At 71.2% G+C, this 14226-nt stretch carries 17 protein-coding genes; 7 read left to right on the top strand and 10 right to left on the bottom strand.

What is annotated here, in order from left to right; translation table 11 throughout:
• Window positions 1-13: 13 nt before the first annotated feature.
• The 4 genes from AB0B33_RS42020 to AB0B33_RS42005 all read right to left on the bottom strand — a co-directional run bounded on the left by AB0B33_RS42020 (window position 14) and on the right by AB0B33_RS42005 (window position 2509).
• Entirely contained in the window at window positions 14-643 is a 630-nt protein-coding gene (locus AB0B33_RS42020) for a DUF4360 domain-containing protein (RefSeq protein ID WP_360782431.1), read from the bottom strand.
• A gap of 242 nt (window positions 644-885) precedes the next feature.
• A complete protein-coding gene (locus AB0B33_RS42015) occupies window positions 886-1740 on the bottom strand; it encodes a TIGR03560 family F420-dependent LLM class oxidoreductase (protein ID WP_360782429.1) in 855 nt (284 codons plus the stop codon).
• A gap of 2 nt (window positions 1741-1742) precedes the next feature.
• Window positions 1743-2108, bottom strand: coding sequence for a VOC family protein (locus AB0B33_RS42010; RefSeq protein WP_360782428.1), 366 nt, complete (start codon window positions 2106-2108; stop codon window positions 1743-1745).
• Entirely contained in the window at window positions 2108-2509 is a 402-nt protein-coding gene (locus AB0B33_RS42005) for a nuclear transport factor 2 family protein (protein ID WP_360782426.1), read from the bottom strand. Before AB0B33_RS42005 ends, AB0B33_RS42010 begins: the two co-directional genes overlap by 1 nt.
• Window positions 2510-2611: 102 nt before the next feature.
• Between AB0B33_RS42005 and AB0B33_RS42000 the strand changes: the two genes are divergently transcribed.
• The 4 genes from AB0B33_RS42000 to AB0B33_RS41985 all read left to right on the top strand — a co-directional run bounded on the left by AB0B33_RS42000 (window position 2612) and on the right by AB0B33_RS41985 (window position 5595).
• Window positions 2612-3064: a MarR family winged helix-turn-helix transcriptional regulator gene (locus AB0B33_RS42000; protein ID WP_360782424.1), complete on the top strand. Its 453-nt coding sequence runs from the start codon at window positions 2612-2614 to the stop codon at window positions 3062-3064.
• Between the two features lie 80 nt (window positions 3065-3144).
• The gene (locus AB0B33_RS41995; RefSeq protein ID WP_360782422.1) at window positions 3145-4125 is read left to right on the top strand and encodes a malate dehydrogenase; all 981 of its coding nucleotides are present in this window, start codon (window positions 3145-3147) and stop codon (window positions 4123-4125) included.
• A 123-nt stretch (window positions 4126-4248) separates the two neighbouring features.
• Window positions 4249-4845 (top strand): ATP-dependent Clp protease proteolytic subunit, encoded by a 597-nt coding sequence (locus tag AB0B33_RS41990; RefSeq protein WP_360782420.1) that lies wholly within the window; start codon window positions 4249-4251, stop codon window positions 4843-4845.
• Between the two features lie 69 nt (window positions 4846-4914).
• A complete protein-coding gene (locus AB0B33_RS41985) occupies window positions 4915-5595 on the top strand; it encodes an SGNH/GDSL hydrolase family protein (protein WP_360782419.1) in 681 nt (226 codons plus the stop codon).
• A 103-nt stretch (window positions 5596-5698) separates the two neighbouring features.
• Here AB0B33_RS41985 and AB0B33_RS41980 read toward each other — a convergent pair whose 3' ends face one another.
• The 4 genes from AB0B33_RS41980 to AB0B33_RS41965 all read right to left on the bottom strand — a co-directional run bounded on the left by AB0B33_RS41980 (window position 5699) and on the right by AB0B33_RS41965 (window position 10524).
• Window positions 5699-7753: a M3 family metallopeptidase gene (locus tag AB0B33_RS41980; RefSeq protein WP_360782417.1), complete on the bottom strand. Its 2055-nt coding sequence runs from the start codon at window positions 7751-7753 to the stop codon at window positions 5699-5701.
• A 93-nt stretch (window positions 7754-7846) separates the two neighbouring features.
• Entirely contained in the window at window positions 7847-8566 is a 720-nt protein-coding gene (locus tag AB0B33_RS41975; protein WP_360782415.1) for a histidine phosphatase family protein, read from the bottom strand.
• A 76-nt stretch (window positions 8567-8642) separates the two neighbouring features.
• Window positions 8643-9485 carry an undecaprenyl-diphosphate phosphatase gene (locus AB0B33_RS41970; protein WP_247023393.1) on the bottom strand — a complete coding sequence of 281 codons (843 nt, stop codon included), beginning with the start codon at window positions 9483-9485 and terminating at the stop codon, window positions 8643-8645.
• Between the two features lies 1 nt (window position 9486).
• Window positions 9487-10524, bottom strand: a complete 1038-nt coding sequence (locus AB0B33_RS41965; RefSeq protein WP_360782413.1) for an LLM class F420-dependent oxidoreductase — start codon at window positions 10522-10524, stop codon at window positions 9487-9489.
• Window positions 10525-10611: 87 nt separating this feature from the next.
• On the opposite strand from AB0B33_RS41965, the gene AB0B33_RS41960 reads away from it, so the two are divergent.
• The 3 genes from AB0B33_RS41960 to AB0B33_RS41950 all read left to right on the top strand — a co-directional run bounded on the left by AB0B33_RS41960 (window position 10612) and on the right by AB0B33_RS41950 (window position 12906).
• Window positions 10612-11580: an aldo/keto reductase gene (locus AB0B33_RS41960; protein WP_360782411.1), complete on the top strand. Its 969-nt coding sequence runs from the start codon at window positions 10612-10614 to the stop codon at window positions 11578-11580.
• Window positions 11581-11671: 91 nt separating this feature from the next.
• Window positions 11672-12685, top strand: coding sequence for a hypothetical protein (locus AB0B33_RS41955; protein WP_360782409.1), 1014 nt, complete (start codon window positions 11672-11674; stop codon window positions 12683-12685).
• Window positions 12682-12906, top strand: coding sequence for a DUF5703 family protein (locus tag AB0B33_RS41950; RefSeq protein WP_247023397.1), 225 nt, complete (start codon window positions 12682-12684; stop codon window positions 12904-12906). Before AB0B33_RS41955 ends, AB0B33_RS41950 begins: the two co-directional genes overlap by 4 nt.
• Here AB0B33_RS41950 and AB0B33_RS41945 read toward each other — a convergent pair.
• Both AB0B33_RS41945 and AB0B33_RS41940 read right to left on the bottom strand, forming a co-directional pair.
• Window positions 12903-13625, bottom strand: coding sequence for an SRPBCC domain-containing protein (locus AB0B33_RS41945; RefSeq protein WP_360782407.1), 723 nt, complete (start codon window positions 13623-13625; stop codon window positions 12903-12905). The genes AB0B33_RS41950 and AB0B33_RS41945 overlap by 4 nt on opposite strands.
• Window positions 13615-14214, bottom strand: a complete 600-nt coding sequence (locus AB0B33_RS41940) for a helix-turn-helix domain-containing protein (protein ID WP_247023399.1) — start codon at window positions 14212-14214, stop codon at window positions 13615-13617. The genes AB0B33_RS41945 and AB0B33_RS41940 overlap by 11 nt, the downstream gene beginning before the upstream one ends.
• Window positions 14215-14226: the final 12 nt, after the last annotated feature.

Here is a 14226-nt window from a genome sequence, read left to right as displayed (position 1 = left end):
GAGCCGGAGCCGATCAGGGGCAGACCAGCCACGCGAAGTGGTACACCGTGGTGATGCTGCCGTCGGTCGAGTCCATCGTGACGTAGCTCGTCGTCTTCTTCGGATCCGACGTCCCGGCCGCCGCGCGCAATTCCGTGTTGATGTTCAGATTGCGTTCCTCGCCGCACGGCTTGAACACGATCGCACCGACCTCCGTCGAATCGGTGAAATGCCAGTCGTCTTCGAACGGACCCGCCAGCGGGTGCTGCACGTACGCCGTCGGCGAATTTCCCTGGAAATAGTAGTTCGCTCTTTCCAGCCCGGTCGCTCCCCGTTCCAGGTGGGCGAATCCGCGGTAGTCCGCCTGCGCGATTCCGTAGGTGAAACCCTGCGGGACGTGCACCCGCAGGCCGATCTGGCAGTTCTTCCTCGCGTCCAGCGGGCCGGCACCGATCCCGACCAACGCCGTGTAGGCGCTGTACGTCACGGTGAACGCCGTGTTGTCCTGCGAGACCGCCACCGCCGACGTGCCGGTCGGGCAGCCCGTGCCGATGGCGTTCACCACGTCGATGACGATTTTGTCGGGCGGCGGAGGAGTGTTCCACGAATGCGGGGCGACCACTGAGGACAGCGCCATTACGGCAGCAACGACCGCAGACAGCATCGGAATCCTTCCCAATACATTCGAATTGGGTACGGGGGCGCCGACCATGGTAGCGAAAGGATCATGGTCGCAAACGCCCCTGAACGGAGCAACACTCCGCAGTCGTCCCGCCACGCGGTATACCGATAATTTCGGACCCGCATTCTCAACGAAACGAAGGAATACTATCGGAAAACGATTTCGCACCCCCGGACCGCCGCCCGCCGCACCCGATCACCGCGCGACGTCCGGGCTTGATCGTTTCACCGCGCCAGCAGCACCCCGGCCTCCCCCAGCGTTCCGACCGCCGCCGGCGACCACGGGCCCGCCGTGATCACCACCGCGTGCCCGATCCCCCACTCCGGGAACTCCACGCACCGCCCCGCGAACGACGCCGCGGACTCACCGGGCGCGAGCCGGGTGCTGATCGTCTTCTCGATCTCCCCGTACGGCCGCCCGGCCTCCTCGCAGTGGCGGGCGAGGACGGCCAGCTTGTGCCGCACGGTCCGGCCGCCGTCGGGGACGTCGAAGACGTTGCACGCGTCGGCGTAGCGCGCGACCAGCCGCAGCGTCTTGCGTTCCCCGGCGCCGCCGATCAGCACCCGCGGCCGCCGCACCGGCCGGGGGTTCCCGACCGGACGGTCGAGGCGGTGGTGGGTGCCCTCGAACGGCGACTCGTCCCCGGCCCACATCCGCAGCGCCAGCCGCAGCGTCTCCTCCAGCCGCTCGAACCGCTCGGCCACCGGCGGGAACGGCAGGCCCATCGCCCGCGCCTCGCCGTCGTGGTGCCCGGTGCCGACCCCGAACCGGGCGCGGCCGCCGGAGAGGACGTCCAGTGTCGTGACCGCCTTGATCAGCAGCGCCGGCGGCCGGAACGTCACCGCCGAGACCATCGTCCCCAGCCCGATCCGGTGCGTCCGGGCGGCGAGGAACCCCAGCGTCGTGTACGCCTCCAGCATCGCCGAGTCCGGCGTGCTGTTCGGGTCGGCTTGCAGCAGGTGGTCGGCCACCCACAGCGTGTCCAGCCCGGCGTCCTCGGCCGCCACCGCGACGGCCGCGAGCTCGCCGGTCAGGTCCTCCGGCCACGAGAAGTCCGTGACCCCGATGCTCAACCGCACGGCTACCCCCTCGTCAGCAGTTCCAGGTTGTGGCCGTCCGGGTCTTCGAAGTAGACCCCGCGGCCGCCGTTGAGGCCGTTGACTTCGCCGGCCCGTTCGTGGAACGGGTCCGCCCAGTAGGTGATCCCGGCCCGCTCGATCCGCGCCAGCGCGGCGGCGAAGTCGTCCTCGCTCACCAGGAACGCGTAGTGCTGGCTGGTCACCCGGTCCACGCGCAGGTAGTCGAGCGTGACGCCGTTCGCGAGCCGGATCGGCACGAACGGCCCGGTCACCGGGCCCACCTCGAGGCCGAGGACGCCGGCCAGGAACCCCGCCGACTTCTCCCGGTCCGTGGCGCACACGATCGTGTGGTTCAGTTCGACGCCCATCACCGCTCCCCGGCCGGGGCGAACGGCGGCGGCCCGCCGATCGGGCTCAGGTGCATGCCGGCCAGGCGCCAGCGGTCGTCGTCGCGGACCAGGACGTGCGTGGCGCGGAACCGGCCGTTCACCGGGTTCCCGCGATGCCGGGCGACCTGCTCGTGCACGCCGATCGCGAGGGCGGTCGCGCCGAAGTCGCGGACCTCGACCTCGTCCCACGTCAGCTTCTCGGTCACCAGGTCCCCGCCGCCGTAGCGCGCGAGCCACTGCTCCCGGTCCAGGACGAAGCCCAGCGGGCCGACGAGGCGGAACCCGTCGACGACCAGGCCGGCCAGTACTCCGGTGTCGCCCCGCTCCTCGGCCGCGGCCCAGACCCGGCCTAACTCGCGGACCTGCTCTTCGGTGCTCATCGTGCTCCCCTTCCGGCTGCCGGTTGACGAGCACAACGTTAGATATCTAATCGTTTGATGTCAAACGCTTAGAGTCCGATGCATCTGCGGTACGGTCCACCCGTGCCCCAACCCACCACCACACCCATCGGCGTCGTCCTCACCCGCACCGCCAAAACCGCCAGCCGCGCCTTCGACCAAGCCCTCGCCACCGCCGGCGGCTCCCAACCCGTCTGGCAGATCCTCATCTCCCTCAAAACCCACCCCGTCGCCAACCAACGCCAACTCGCCGACGCCGTCGGCATCCAAGGCGCCACCCTCACCCACCACCTCAACGCCATGGAAACCACCGGCCTCGTCACCCGCCGCCGCGACCCCGACAACCGCCGCGTCCACCTCGTCGAACTCACCGACGACGGCGAACAGCTCTTCCACCGCCTCGCCACCGCCGCCATCGCCCACGACCAACGCCTCCGCCGCGGCCTCACCGACACCGAAATCACCCAGCTCACCGACCTCCTCCACCGCCTCACGGCCAACGTCACCGACCCTGAAAAGCGATCCACGCAACAGTGACTGGACGCACCCGACCCGCAACGCCCAGGAGGGATAGGCTCCACGCACTAGCCAAAGTCGTCTCAAGCTGGAGAACCGCAATGACCCAAGCCCCTGTCAACGTGACCGTCACCGGCGCCGCCGGCCAGATCGGCTACGCGCTGCTCTTCCGCATCGCCTCCGGTCAGCTCCTCGGCCAGGACGTCCCGGTGAAGCTGCGGCTCCTCGAGATCCCGCAGGCGGTCAAGGCGGCCGAGGGCACCGCCATGGAGCTCGACGACGGCGCGTTCCCCCTCCTGTCCGGCATCGACATCTTCGACGACCCCAAGCAGGCCTTCGAAGGCACCAACATCGCCCTCCTCGTCGGCGCCCGCCCCCGCAGCAAGGGCATGGAGCGCGGCGACCTCCTCGAAGCCAACGGCGGCATCTTCAAGCCCCAGGGCGAAGCCATCAACGCCGGCGCCGCCGACGACATCAAGGTCCTCGTCGTCGGCAACCCCGCCAACACCAACGCCCTCATCGCCCAGTCGCACGCCCCCGACGTACCCGCCGACCGCTTCACCGCGATGACCCGCCTCGACCACAACCGCGCCCTCGCCCAGCTCTCCAAGAAGCTCGGCGTCCCCGTCACCGAGCTCAAGAAGCTCGCCATCTGGGGCAACCACTCCGCCACCCAGTACCCCTCGGTCCAGCACGCCGAGGTCGGCGGCAAGAGCGTCGAGGTCGACCAGGCCTGGCTCGAAAACGACTTCATCCCCACCGTCGCCAAGCGCGGCGCCGCCATCATCGAAGCCCGCGGCCTCTCCTCCGCCGCCTCCGCCGCCTCCGCCGCCATCGACCACGTCTACACCTGGGTCAACGGCACCCCGGCCGGCGACTGGACCTCCGCCGGCGTCGTCTCCGACGGCTCCTACGGCGTCGCCGAAGGCATCATCTCCTCCTTCCCGGTCACCGCCGAGAACGGCAAGTACGAAATCGTCCAGGGCCTCGAGATCGACGACTTCTCCCGCGCCCGCATCGACGCCTCCGTCGCCGAACTCGTCGAAGAACGCGACACCGTGAAGAAGCTCGGCCTCATCTGAGCCCACGCACACCCCCAGGGCCGCCGTCCACACCGGACGGCGGCCCTTTCGCGTCCCGCGAACACCGCACGCCCACAGCGAAACCCACCCCGCCACCAGCAGCCCCGGCCCTAACGTCGGCCCATGACCCTTCTCGCCCTACCCGACATGCACACCCCCAACCAAGCCCCCGACGACTCCGTCTACCAGCAGCTCCTGCGCGATCGCATCGTCTTCCTCGGCTCCGAAGTCAACGACGAAGTCGCCAACCGGATCATCGCCCAGCTGCTCCTCCTCGCCGCTGACGACCCCGCCAAGGACATCACCTTCTACATCAACTCACCCGGCGGCAGCGTCACCGCCGGCATGGCCATCTACGACACCATGCAGCTCGTCAAACCCGACGTCTCCACCTGGGGCCTCGGCTTCGTCGCCTCCATGGGCCAGTTCCTGCTCTCCTCCGGCACCCCCGGCAAGCGCTACCTCCTGCCCAACACCCGCATCGTCATGCACCAGCCCTCCGCCGGCATCGGCGGCGCCGCCACCGACATCGCCATCCAGGCCGCCGTCTTCGGCAAGATGAAACACCGCATCGCCCAGATCACCGCCGCCCAGACCGGCCAGACCGTCGAACGCATCACCGCCGACGCCGACCGCGACCGCTGGTTCGACGCCGACGAAGCCCTCACCTACGGCTTCGTCGACCACATCGTCACCCACGAGCGCACCGCGACCGCCTGACAGCGGGGCGGCGGGGAATGCCAGCCCGCTGTGCGTTCCCCGCCAGCCACCCCCGCCACGCTCGACCGCATGACGATCACCTTGAAGCCCCACAGCACCGTGCTCTTCACCGGCGACTCCATCACCGACCTCTGGCGCCCCGAAGGCGAAGACCGCTGCGCCTATCCCGCACTGGTCGCCGGCGAATGGTGCTTCCACCACCCCGGCCGCCCCATCACCTGGCGCAACACCGCCCACGCCGGCAACACCGTGCCCGACCTCGAAGCCCGCTGGCGCACCGACGTCCTCGCCACCCGCCCCGACCTGGTCTCGATCCTCGTCGGCGTCAACGACAACGGACGCCACACCTTCCACCCGGACGTACCCGAGGTCTCCGCGGACGAGTTCGCGGCGGGCTACGACCGCCTGCTCGCACCCCTCGCCGCCACCGGCACGCAGCTGATCCTCATCGAACCGTTCCTCATCCCGGTCCACGGCGACGTCGAAGCCGGGATCCACCGCGCGGGCGAAGCCGAAGAGGTGATCATCGGCGACGACGTCCGCCAGGCGTGGCGGACCGGCCTCGACCCCAAGATCCGGGCCGTGCGGGAACTGGCCCACGAGTACGGCGCCGCCCTGCTGGCCGCCGACCGCATGTTCGCCGAACTCAGCGCGACGGCCGGGGCCGAACACTGGTCCGAGGACGGCGTGCACCCGACCCCGGCCGGCCACGGCGCACTCGCGCAAGCCTGGCTCGACCTGGTGGCCTAGGCAACTTCCCCGGTCGTTGCTTTCTTTGGCACGTCGGAAAAGTACTGCGGGGCCGGTTTTTTGAAACCAGCCCCGCAGTATAGGACGTTATACAGTTGAAGAGTCAGACTCCGCCGAGACCGCGGCGGGCGAGCAGTGGCTCGATCTCCGGGTCGCGGCCGCGGAACGCCCGGAAGGCGTCCATCGGGTCGATGCTGCCGCCCCGGCCCAGCAGGGTGCGGCGGAAGTGGTCGCCGTTCTCGCGGGTCAGTCCCCCGCTCTCGCGGAACCACTGGACGGTGTCGGCGTCGAGGACTTCGCTCCAGATGTAGGAGTAGTACCCGGCGCTGTAGCCGCCGCTGAAGATGTGCGCGAAGTAGGTCGTGCGGTAGCGCGGCGGGATCGCCTCGACGGCCACGCCGGCCTTCACGAGCGCGTCGGTCTCGAACCGCTGCACCTCCCCCACCCGGTCGTCGACGCCGAGGCCGTGCCAGGCCTGGTCGAGCAGCGACGCCGCGAGGTACTCGGTGGTGGCGAAGCCTTCGCCGTACTGCTGGGCGGCGAGGAGCTTGTCGACCTGCTCCTGCGGCAGGGCTTCGCCCGTCTCGTGGTGCTTGGCGTAGTTGGCCAGCACCTCCGGCCACAGCATCCACATCTCGTTGACCTGGGACGGGTATTCGACGAAGTCGCGCGGGACGTTGGTGCCGGAGAACGTCGGGTAGCGGACCGACGAGACCAGCGCGTGCAGGGCGTGGCCGAACTCGTGGAACGCCGTGACGACCTCGTCGAAGGTCAGCAGGGTCGGCTCCCCCGCCGGCGGCTTGCCGACGTTGAGGACGTTCACCACGACCGTCTTGCGGTCCAGCAGCTGCGACTGGTCGACGAAGGTGTTCATCCAGGCGCCGCCGCGCTTGGCGTCGCGGGCGTAGAGGTCGAGCAGGTACAGGCCGAGCGCGGTGCCGTCGGCGTCGAAGACCTCGAAGGTCCGGACCTCCGGGTGGTACTTCGGGAGGTCGTGCCGCTCGGTGATGGTCAGGCCGTAGAGCTTGCTCGCGGCGAAGAAGACACCGTCGAGGTAGACGCGGTCGGCCTCGAAGTACGGCCGCAGGGCCTCGGTGTCGACGTCGAAGCGCTCACGGCGGACCTGGGCGGCGTAGAAGGGCCAGTCCGACGGCCGCAGCTTCGCGCCCGGCACGTCGGCTTCCAGCAGCTGCTGCAGCTCCGCGGCTTCGGCGCGGGCGTTCGCGACCGCGGCGGGCGCCAGCCGCTCGAGGAGCCCGGCCGCGGCTTCCGCCGTCTTGGCTGTCTCGTCGGCGATGACGTACGCCGCGTGGTTCGGGTAGCCCAGCAACGCGGCGCGCTCGGCGCGGAGGCGGACGATCTCGGCGACGACGCCGTTGTTGTCGAAGTCGTTGCCGCCGTTGCCCCGCGCCATCGACGCGGCGTGGATCCGCTCGCGGACGTCGCGGTCGCGCAGCGTTTCCAGCGGCGAGGCCTGGCTCGTCGGCAGGGTCAGCGGGATGACGTACTTGCCGTCCTCGCCGCGGGCGGCCGCCGCCTCGGCCGCGGTGGCGATCGCGCCCTCGCCGAACCCGGCCAGCTCCGCCCGGTCCCCGATGACGACGGCGAGCTCGTTGGTGTCCTTCAGCAGGTTCTGCTGGAACTTCGTCTGCAGCGTGGACAGCTGCGCGTTCAGCTCCCGCAGCCGGGCCTGCTCGGTCTCGCCGAGCCCGGCGCCGGCGCGGCTGAAGTCCAGGTGCCGTCGCTCGAGCAGCCGCCGCGACTCCCCGTCCAGGCCGAGCTCGTCCCGCTTCGCGTGCAGGACGTCGATGCGGGCGAACAGCTTCGGGTTCAGGTGGATCGCGTCGTGGTGGGCCGCCAGCTTGGGTGCGAACTCCGCCTGGATGGCCTGGATCTCGTCGGTGCTGTTGGAGCCGGACAGGTTGTAGAACACGCTCGCCACGCGGCTCAGCAGCTCGCCCGCGCGCTCGAGGGCGACGACGGTGTTGTCGAACGTCGGCTCGGCGTCCTGCGCCGCGATCTGCTCGATCTCCGCGGCGTGCTCGGCCAGCCCGGCCTCGAACGCGGGCCGGTAGTGCTCGTCGGCGATCCGGTCGAAGGGCGGCAGGGCGTAGGGCAGCTCGCTGGGTGCGGCGAACGGGTTGTCCGGCGAAATCATCGGCGCAGGCTCCTGGTCGGGTGGGGCACTCGGTCCCGCCACCCTACGTGTTCCGCCGTCGCCGATGTCAGCGCTTTCCGGAGGTGGCCAAGCTCACGGCCCGGTGGTACCACCGACGACGGCGTCGCTGCTCGACGCGGCCTTTTTGCCCCGTTTCGGCTTGCGTTCCGGCTTCGGTTCCGGCGGCACGATGCCGCGCAGATCGCCCCCGTGGTCGTTGACCCGCATGACGAACGGCCGCGTCTCGGTGTAGCGCACGACCGAGATGGACGCCGGGTCTACGACGATCCGCTGGAAGGCGTCGAGGTGCTGCCCGAGCGCGTCGGCGAGGATGGACTTGATCACGTCCCCGTGGCTGCACAGGAGCCACACGGCGTGGTCACCGTGCTCGGCGGTGATCCGCCGGTCGTGCGCCCGCACGGCGGCGACCGAGCGCGCCTGCATCTGCGCTAGGCCCTCACCACCGGGGAAGACCGCGGCCGAAGCGTGCGCCTGCACGACCCGCCACAGCGGTTCCTTCGCCAGGTGCTTGAGCTCCTTGCCGGTCCAGTCGCCGTAGTCCACTTCGGACAGCCCGGGCTCGACGGTCTTCCCGAGGCTCCGGGCGGCGGCGAGCGGGCCGACGGTCTGCTTGCACCGCAGCATCGGCGAGACGACGAGCGCGGAAAGCGGCACCCCGTCGAGCCGTTCGACGAGCTTCTCCGCCTGGGCGCGGCCGGTGTCGTCGAGGTTCACCTTCGGGGAGCGCCCGGCGAGGATGCCGGAACCGTTGGCCGTCGACTTGCCGTGCCGGAGGAGGATCACCGTACTCACGGGACCCACCCTACGTGGGGGCCGATCACCCGGCCCCCACGCGGGCGGCGAGCGGCGGGCGACACCCGGTTCCGGGTCAGTGCCCGACCGGGCCCGCGTTCGGGTCCAAGGCGCCGGTGAAGATCAGCACGAACAGCAGCACGCCCAGCGCCAGCCGGTACACCACGAACGGCACGAAGCTGCGCTTCTTGATGTAGGCCATCAGCCACGCGATCACGATGTACCCCACACCGAACGCCACCAGCGTCGCCAGGATCGTCGGGCCCCACTGGGCCGGTACCTCGCCCGAGCCGATGTCCTTCAGCTTGTACACGCCCGACCCGAACACCGCCGGGAGCGCCAGCAGGAACGAGTACTCCGCCGCCTCCGCGCGGGTGTAGCCCAGCAGCAGGCCCGCGCTCGTCGTGCCGCCCGAGCGGGACACGCCCGGGATCAGCGCGAGCGCCTGGGCGAAGCCGAAGCCGAGGCCGTGCGGGACCGTCAGGTGGTCGAGCGTGCGCTCCTGCTTCCCGATCCGGTCGGCGAGCAGCAGGATCAGGCCGAACACGATCAGCACGCTCGCCGTGATCCGCAGGTCGCGGAACGCGCTGTCGATCTGGTCCTGCAGCAGCAGGCCCAGCACCACGATCGGCAGCGAGCCGACGATGATCAGCCAGCCCAGGCGGGCGTCCGGGTCGCGCCGCCACTCCGGCTTGGTCAGCGAGAAGAACCAGGCCCGCAGGATCTTCCCGATCTTCGGGCCGAAGTAGATGATCACCGCCAGCTCGGTGCCGATCTGGGTGACCGCCGTGAACGCCGCGCCCGGGTCGTCCCAGCCGGCCAGTGCCGCGACGATGCGCAGGTGCGCGCTCGACGAGATCGGCAGGAACTCGGTCAGGCCCTGGACCAGGCCCAGCACCAGTGCTTCGAACCAGCCCACGTCACGCCACCCCCGCCAGCTCGAGCGCCTCGGCGGCGGTGCGCAGCGCAGCGGCCGGCTCCGGGGTGAACGGCGACACCGACAGGGTCGTCACGCCGGCTTCGGCGTATTGGGTCATCTTCTCCGCGATCCGTTCCTTCGGTCCCAGCAGCGACGTCGCGTCGAGGAACTCCAGCGGCACCGCCGCCATCGCCCCCGCCCGGTCGCCGTCCAGGTACTTGTCCTGCACCTCCGCGGCTTCGGCCGCGAAGCCCATCCGGCAAGCCAGCCGGTTGTAGAAGTTCTTCTCCTTGCTCCCCATCCCACCCAGGTAGAGGGCCGCGTAGCCGCGCACGGCGTCCGCGCACACCCGCCAGTCCTCACCCGGCACCAGCGGCACCGTCGGGACGACGTCGAAACCCTCCAGCGTGCGCCCGGCCCGCTCGGCGCCGGCCCGGATCCGGTCCAGCTGCTCCCCCGCGTGCGCCGGCGAGAAGAACACCGGCAGCCAGCCGTCGGCGAGCTCGCCGGTCAGCTCCAGGTTCTTCGGGCCGATCGCGGCCAGGTAGAGCGGGAGGTGCTTGCGCGCCGGGCGGACGGTCAGCCGCAGCGCCTTCCCCGGACCGTCCGGCAGCGGCAGCGTGAAGTGCTCGCCCTCGAACTTCAGGCGCTCGCGCCGCAGCGCCGACCGCACGATCGCCGTGTACTCCCGGGTGCGCTCCAGCGGCGAATCGAACCGCACGCCGTGCCAGCCCTCCGACACCTGCGGGCCGGACACGCCGAGGCCGAGCCGGAACCGGCCGCCCGAGAGCGTGTCCAGTGTCGCGGCCGTCATCGCGGTCATCGCCGGCGTCCGCGCCGGGATCTGCAGCACGGCGGCGCCGACGTCGATCCGGGACGTCCGCGCCGCGATCCACGTGAGCACCGTCACCGCGTCCGAGCCGTAGGCCTCCGCCGCCCACACGACGGCGTAGCCGAGGTCGTCCGCCTGTTTCGCCAGGGCCAGGTTCGCGGGGTCGTTCCCCGCTCCCCAGTAGCCGAGATTGAGTCCGAGTCGCACGGGGCCGAACCCTAACGGGGGCCCTCCGCCGCGACACGACTCACCTTGGTCAGGTTCGCCGGGGCCCGCCCACTAGGCTCGGCGGTCGTGGAAAAGCGACTGCTCGGCCGCTCGGGACTGCGTGTCTCGCGGATGGCGCTCGGCACCATGACCTGGGGTGGCGACACCGACGCGGAGGAAGCGGCCAGCCAGCTGGTCGCCTTCGTCGACGCCGGCGGCACCCTGGTGGACACCGCCGACATCTACGGCGAAGGCGAAAGCGAGCGGGTGCTCGGCTCCCTGCTCGGCGACCTCGTCCCCCGCGAAGACGTCGTCATCGCGACGAAGGCGGTCGCCAAGCGCACCGACGGCCCGTTCGGCGGCGGCGCCTCCCGCGGCGCCCTGCTCACCGCGCTCGACGGCTCGCTCAAGCGGCTCGGCACCGACCACATCGACCTGTGGCAGCTGCACGCCTGGGACGGCTGCGTGCCCCTCGCCGAGACCCTCTCCGCCCTCGAATACGCCGTGACCAGCGGAAAGGTCCGCTACGTCGGCGTCTCGAACTACGCGGGCTGGCAGCTGGCCACGGCCGCCGCGACCGCATCGGCGGTCGCCCCGATCGTCTCCACCCAGGTCGAGTACTCGCTGCTGGAACGCGGCGTCGACCGCGAAGTCGTCCCCGCCGCCGACCACCACGGCATCGGGCTGCTGCCCTGGGCGCCGCTCGGCCGCGGCGTGCTGACCGGCAAGTACCGCACCGGCACCCCCGCCGACTCGCGCGGCGCGAACAGCGCGTACGCCGGCTACGTCGAGCACCACCGCACCGACCGCGCCGCCCGGATCGTGCAGGCGGTCGCCACCGCCGCCGACGGGCTGGGCACCTCGCCGCTGGCCGTCGCGCTGGCCTGGGTCCGCGACCGGCCGGGTGTCGTCGCCCCGGTCGTCGGCGCGCGGGACACCGGTCAGCTCACCGGTTCGCTGACCGCCGAAGCCATCACCCTGCCGCCCGCCATCCGGTCCGCGCTCGACGACGTCAGCGCCATCGAAGCCGGCTACCCCGAGCGCTGGCCGCGGTAGGTGTCTGTTGGGTGACACGGACGTGACGGCAAGGGGATCGAGGAGCATGCTGGTGAAGACCATCCGCCGAGGAACAACCGGAGGCCACAGCGTGGGTCGGCTCACCGCCGTGTCGTGGATCGCGCTGCCGCTCGCCGGTGCCCTGGTGCTCTCGGGGTGTTCGTCGGCGCAGTCGACCGGTGACGAGCTGCAGATCGTGGCGAACCCGCAGGCCGCGCGCCCGGCCGTGTCCCCCGCGGTGAGCGTGAAGCCCGCCGGGCAGGTGCTGCCCGGCGGCGCTGTTTCCGCCTTGGCCGTCGACGCGAAGACCTCGACCCTCGTCGTGGCGCTTTCCGAGCCGCCGTCCTTGCGGCTCTACGACCTGAACGCGCTCGCGTCCGCCCCGGTGAATATGCCGTTATACGGCGAGGCGGAGAAGCTGACCGTGACGCCGGGCCGGGTGGAGATCGCCGAGCCGGGTGCGGGCGTGGTGCAGCAGCTGACCCTGCCCGACCGGAAGCTGACCGAGACGAAGACCGGCGGGAAGCCGGCGTCGAGCATCGCGTTCGGCGCGGACCGGCTGGTCGCGATGGGCGACGGCAAGGACATCCGGGTGCTCCCCGCGAGCGGCCCGGCGCGGACGATCGGCGGGCAGCTCTACAGCGCCGACGACGTCGTCGACACCGGCGACGGCGTGGTGGTGCTGGACCGGCTGCGGACGGCGGTGTTCTCGGTCGACGTCGCGGCGGGCAAGGTCGACGAGGGCCTGCGGGCGGGCGACGGTGCCGCGAACGCCGTGGCGGACTCCTACGGGCGGGTGCTGGTGACGGACGTGCGGGCGGGTGCCCTGCTGGCGTTCTCGGCGGGCCCGCTGATCCTGCGGCAGCGCTACCCGGTGCCGGGCGGCGCGTACGGGATCGCCTACGACGCGAAGCGGAGCCTGGCCTGGGTGACGCTGACCGAACGCAACGAAGTGGCCGGGTTCGACGTCCGCGGCGGCGAACCCGTGGAGAAGTACCGGTTCCCCACCGTGCGCCAGCCGGACTCGGTCGGGGTGGACGAGAGCAGCGGCCGCGTGCTCGTCGGCTCGGCCGCCGGAGAAGGGACCCAGGTGATCCAGCCATGACGACGGTCAGCGAGGCGGTGGTCGAAGGGGATTGGGAGTACCGCCGCCTGCACCTCCCCCCGGGCGTGTCCCGGCGCGCGGCGGCGATCCAGCTCTCCATCCACGCGGAGTTCGCGGGCTGGGAACTGCGCACCGTGCGGCTCTACGCCGACGGGACGCGCAGGGTCTGGTTGCGCCGGAAGAAGACCAAGGAAAGCTTGCCGGGCGGGCTCCCGACCTAGCCGAACACCCGGTTCAGCCACGCGGTCCAGGTCTTCTCCTCCACCTCGGCGTCCGCGCCCGGGGTGAAGACGTGGTGCGCCGCGACCATGGGGCCGTGGAAGCCCTTCATGAAGCGGAGCATCGCGTCCGGGGTCCGGATCCCGACCGTCTGGTCGTTGGCCACGTAGACGACACCGCCGAGGGAGACCGGGTCGCCCACCGCGGGTCGTGCGGACAGCCCCAGCGCCCGGCCGAGCCGGGTCCACGCCTCGGCCCAGTCCCCCACCGGCGGGCCGAACGCCGTCACCGGGACCGCCGTGCGGCCGGCGAAGTGCGTGACGTACTCGACCAGCGTGCGGAAGAAGAGCGCGCCGCCCGCGCTCATCGCCTCGAACTCGTCCTCCCAGTCGTCGCCCGGCAGGAAACCGCTGGTGACGCAGCGGACGACCGAACTCCCGCCGTCGCGGCCTTCGACCAGGAACTCGTAGGCGATCTTCCGCCCGTCCGGCGCCGGGTCGCTGCCGTAGACGAGCTTCTCCAGCGGGTCCCATTCGCGGATCCGGTACTCGGGCCGGTACCCGCCGAACGCGCCGCGGACCACGCCGCCGGTGCCGCCCTCGACCTCGTTGCGGCCCATGAACCACGAGTCGATGCCCGGGCCGGTGGCGATCGCGTCCCACACCTGCTCCGGCGTCGCGTCGACCTCGGCGACGTCGGTCAGCTCGAACTCACGCCCCACTGGCGGTCTCCTCCGGGATGCTCGGGTGGACGGCGACGACCACCCGGTAACCGCGGCCCTTCTCGGCCGCCTCGTCGTGGTACTTCCCCACCAGCGTGGTGATCGCCGTGGTCAGCTCCTCGGCGAACGCGGCCCGGTCGGCGGGCGAGGCGAAGCGCACCTCGCCGTCGAGCGCGAAGGTCGCGACCCGTTGCTTCGCCTTGGCCGCGCCGGTGATGAGCAGGCCGACGTCGCGCACCAGGCGCCCGGCCACGGCGAGCAGCCACCGGGCCGAGAGCCGGTCGGGTGACTGCGCGGGGTCGGGCTGCACCGCGGCGAGCGCGGCCGGCGAGATCACGTAGGACGCCGCCGTCGCCCGCATCATCCGCTCGGTGACGTTGCCCTTGCGCCGCTCCTCGACCAGCTCCACCAGGCCGTGCGACTCCAGCGCCCGCAGGTGGTAGTTGACCTTCTGGCGCGGCAGGTCCACGCGCGCGGCGAGCATCGTCGCGGACGCGGGTTCGGCCAGCTCGGCCAGCAGCCGCGCGCGGATCGGGTCCAGCGACACCTCGGCCGCGGCCGGGTCTTCGATCACCGCCACGGAGAACATGCGCCCAGCATC

This window comes from Amycolatopsis sp. NPDC049159 (assembly GCF_040648295.1).
Taxonomy (GTDB): Bacteria; Actinomycetota; Actinomycetes; order Mycobacteriales; family Pseudonocardiaceae; genus Amycolatopsis; species Amycolatopsis pretoriensis_A.
This window is presented reverse-complemented; position numbering and strand designations above follow the sequence as displayed.